The following is a 4,266-nucleotide window of genomic DNA, read 5'->3' on the forward strand; positions in this document are numbered from 1 at the left end:
CCGAGACGCGCGGCTTCTCGCGGCGGACCCGCGGGGGCCGGACCGCGTAGCCGGAAACTCCGACGATGCGATGATCCTCGCCCAAGAGGTACAGCGTCTCGACCGTCTCCTCGGTCAGGCAGATGATGCGTTCCGGAGGAAATCTCATCGGGCTGCCTCGCGGGCTGGACTGCTCCGTCCGGCCCGCCCAGAAGCCGCCGGGCCAGAGGACGCGGCAGGCCGAGGAACGTTGCGGTGCAGACTTCATGCTCCACAAGCGAGCAGGTGGCCTGCAGAATTGCACCATGACTGCGCTTTCACGTGGCTTTATGGTGCAGATGACTCAGAAGCAGTCACGATTCCGTTCTCCGGGCTACCGGACGGCTCGAGCAGGTTCGGTTTTCGGCCCGGAAATCCGGGTTCGCAAAACGATGAGTTTTCTGACCCCTCTCTAGCCCCCCGTTACTCCATCTTTCAGTAACGCTCGACTTGAAGACTGTAACGCTTTTCCCGAATTGCATTGCAGCTTGAGAAGTAGGTCTCCCAGGCGGTGATTTTCGCCCGTGCGATTCGAGCGTTACAAATCGCGGTTCGGGCGTTACTCACGTTCCGAATCGGACTCCGGGAGGATGTTCGGAACTACCCTCCAGAGCGAATGGATCGTCACAAATTATCCAGCTCTCGCCGGTTAGTCTGATCGGGCCTCCAGTTCGAGCGCCGGGAATGATGCCGAATCTAATCCGATAGGAGCTTCCAGGCTCCTGCTCCGGTGTATCTATACCAAATTAGGTGACGCGCCTTATCGGGACAGCAAAAAGTAACGTCCGACTTGAAGAAGGTAACGCACGAACAGCACAGTGACACGTCCGAACAGCACAGTAACACGTCTGATCGTAGATCAATTTGAGTTGGCGTCAGGTTATTATGACCTCTGGGCGACCTGCCAGCGACCTGTGGGTAGGTCGCCGGCAGATCGCGAATAGGCCATCTTACGATGTCCTGGTGCTTTCCTGGAGTTGACGTGATATTGGGCAGGTTAAAGCCGAGGCATCACGGGACCGCGTCGGCACTCTTGACGGGCACTCGGCCACTTTGGGAATAAAAATCGACCCCTGACCGGAACCAGATCTGAGGTAGGTTCAGACTGCATGCTGCGCGAGGCAACAACGACCCGATGCCCAGCCGTTCGCAACTGCCGGACGAGTTCGGCGCTGATGCCGTGGCTGCCCCCGATGACTGCAATCCGCATCGGTAGCTCTCATGAGCGCTGCCTGACGAACCGAGCGCCACGCTGCGTGGTCGCTCTACTCCAACTGAGGTGGGTGCTGTCGTCCGCTCTTGCAATCGCAGCGCTCTCGCCCCTGCGCTGCAGTCGCTTCTTCGGGGCGGATTCCGCCGGCGCTGCCCTTTATTGCGTTATGGTGGCTGACGCCATTTCAGATTGACGTACTCCCGGAAACCTCGTGGGATATATTTCTACGAAACCTGCTGACGCGATCGGTGCCTACGGGATCTGGATCTCTCGTTGATTGCTGCCGCGCCACAGGTCATTCGACCGGATCGGGAGATGACCCGCAGCGGAGGCCCATCCGCGATCGCCGATCGTCGCGGGACCAAGACCAGAATGGTCGGCGCGACGTGATCTATCGAGGATCGTGGGCATCATCGGAACGGTGGAGAACTTCGCTCCGCTTATTTACGTTGCGGAACATCGGGAATCGAATTGAGATACAATCAGCTCAGTTGATTCGCTGGGAGCGCCCATGTTCGTGCGACCCGCCGTTCTTGCCACCATCGCTCTCATCAGCCTCCCTGCGGTGGCATTGGCGACACCGGAACTGATCATAGAGGCCTCGAGCGGACAGGTTATCCATGCCCGCGACGCGACGGTACGCTGGTATCCCGCTTCCCTGACGAAGCTGATGACGGCCTATGTGGTCCTCCGGGGTGTCGCCGAGAAACGATTGTCGCTTCAGGACACCGTTCCGATGTCGGCCAAAGCTGCCGCGGCAGCTCCATCGAAGCTGGGGCTGCGGGTCGGACAGGCCCTGACGGTGGATGGGGCCTTGAAGGTTCTGCTCGTCAAGTCGGCCAACGACGTGGCGATCGGGTTAGCCGAGAAGACCTCCGGCAGTGTCGGGGCGTTCGTGGCTGCGATGAATGCCCATTCGCGACGGATCGGTCTGCGCGGGAGCCAATGGGTCAATCCGAATGGGTTGCACGACCCGCGGCAGATCACGACAGCGCGCGACATGGCCAAACTCATGCAGCGGTTGATTGCGGAGTTCCCCGACCAAGCCGGCCTTCTCGGTATCCCTGCCGTCGCTTTTGCGGGACGAGTGATGGAGAACCATAGCGGCTTGGTCGGGCGCTATCCGGCCGTCCTGGCGAAGACCGGATATATCTGTGCGTCAGGATTCAACGTAGTCGCGAGCCTGGAACGCCAAGGGAGACGCATTATTGCTGTCGTGATGGGACGGCCATCCGCCATCGAGCGGGATGCGTGGGCGGCCCTGTTGATGGAGACGGCGTTTCAGAGCCAAGGGTCGGGAGGCCTGGACGCGCTCCCACCCTCTGCTGAACCCGCGATAGATCTCAGGCGGCATGCCTGCGGCCGCAAGCTCCCGGACGAGGCCACGGATGCCGAGCGCGCCTGGATGAGCGCCTTCCAGGCGGTTCCGAAGCAGCCGGCCATCCCAATCCTCGTCGGCTTGGCCTCGAGTCCGGTTCCTGTGGCAGCCGCTCCGGTGAAGATCGAAATGCAGGCCGCCGAGGTCCTTCCACTGCCTCTCGCTGATCAAGCAGCCGCAGCGCCATCCGCGCTTTCACCAAGCAGGAGACCGCCTCGATCCGAATCTGAATCGCCGCCCCACAAACGCTTCTGACCAGAGCGTGTCCACACTTGGGTGTGGTGCCGTCGGATAATCTTGGCACGGCTAACGATCGCTTCGGGCAGGCCGTTGGGCCCGCTGTCGAGTGTCACTGCTACACTGGTGAAACTGGCCAAGGACGCAGCGGATCCGCATGATCGCTGGTAGGACGTCTCGGATCAGCGTGCCGAACGCTCATCGCTGTGCCGTGCGCCAGTTCTCGGCCACGTAGTATGAGGCGGTCGAGGCCGCAGGGGGCGATCGCCCGAGGATGTGGTCGGCGGCCTTTTCGGCAATCATGATCGTCGGTGCGTTCAAGTTCCCGGTCGTTATGGATGGCATGATCGAGCTGTCGGCGACGCGCAGGTTCTGCAGCCCAATGACGCGTGTCGTGGGATCGACCACCGCCGTCGGATCCAATCCGCTCCCCATCTTGCATGAGCAGGAGGGGTGATAGGCGCTCTCAACCTTATCGCGGATGAATGCATCTATCGTCTCGTCCGTATCGACGTCGGCACCAGGCTGGATCTCACGGCCGCGATAAGGATCGAAAGCTTGCTGAGCGAAGATCTCACGGGTGAGTCTCAGGCAGGCTCTCATCTCCGTCCAGTCATCCTCGTGGCTCATATAGTTGAACTGAATGCGCGGAGGGTCGCGAGGGTCACGCGATCTGAGCCGGACGAAGCCGCGGCTCTTGGAGCGCATGGGACCCACATGGGCTTGGAAGCCATGCTCGGACGCGAGCCCCTTCCCGTCATAAGTCGCCGCGAGGGGGAGGAAATGGTACTGAATGTTCGGGTACCGAATGCCCGGCCGCGAGCGGATGAAGCCACAGGTCTCGAAGTGGTTGGTCGCCCCGAGGCCGTCTCGCAAAAGCAGCCATCGCGCCCAGATCGCGCCCTTGCCGATCAGCCCCTGCCAGGAATAGAGCGTGATTGGTTGCGTGCAGGCGACTTGAAAATAGAACTCGAGATGGTCCTGCAGATTCTCGCCGACACCGGGCAGGTGATGGACGACCTCGATGCCGAGCGACCGCAGTTCTTCGGCCGGACCAATGCCCGACAGCTTCAAGAGCTGCGGGCAATTGATCGGACCTCCGGACAGGATGACCTCCCGCCTGGCCCGGGCCTCCCGCTCTACGCTGCCTTGTAGGTAGCGCACCCCAACGGCACGGGTTCCCTCAAAGAGGATCTTCGTCGCAAGGGCATGAGTCCGAACCCGGAGGTTCGAGCGCGTCATGGCCGGCTTGAGATAGGCGTTGGCGGCCGACCAGCGCATGCCGTCCTTGACGGTCATGTCCATCCGCGAACCCTTCTTGCTGCTCTCAGTTGACGTCTTGCGTCGCGGGATAGCCGGCCTGTTGGGCAGCCTGCACGAACGCCGCATAGAGCGGGTTCGCGACACGGCCGTAGCGGGT

2 protein-coding genes and 1 pseudogene are annotated in these 4,266 nt (G+C 61.4%); 1 reads left to right on the forward strand and 2 read right to left on the reverse strand.

Going from position 1 to position 4,266, the window contains the following annotated elements; translation table 11 throughout:
• Nucleotides 1-148, reverse strand: a pseudogene (locus BN1233_RS44480) (cobalamin-binding protein); the annotation flags it as partial.
• A 1,594-nt stretch (nt 149-1,742) separates the two neighbouring features.
• On the opposite strand from BN1233_RS44480, the gene BN1233_RS07220 reads away from it, so the two are divergent.
• The gene (locus tag BN1233_RS07220) at nt 1,743-2,864 is read left to right on the forward strand and encodes a D-alanyl-D-alanine carboxypeptidase family protein (RefSeq protein ID WP_052763722.1); all 1,122 of its coding nucleotides are present in this window, start codon (nt 1,743-1,745) and stop codon (nt 2,862-2,864) included.
• 180 nt (nt 2,865-3,044) lie between these two features.
• On the opposite strand, the gene BN1233_RS07225 is transcribed toward BN1233_RS07220, so the two are convergent.
• On the reverse strand, nt 3,045-4,235 hold the full coding sequence (locus BN1233_RS07225) for a GMC oxidoreductase (RefSeq protein ID WP_342341641.1): 1,191 nt from the start codon (nt 4,233-4,235) through the stop codon (nt 3,045-3,047).
• Between the last annotated feature and the right edge of the window lie 31 nt (nt 4,236-4,266).

Source organism: Microvirga massiliensis (assembly GCF_001006805.1).
Classification (GTDB): domain Bacteria; phylum Pseudomonadota; class Alphaproteobacteria; order Rhizobiales; family Beijerinckiaceae; genus Microvirga; species Microvirga massiliensis.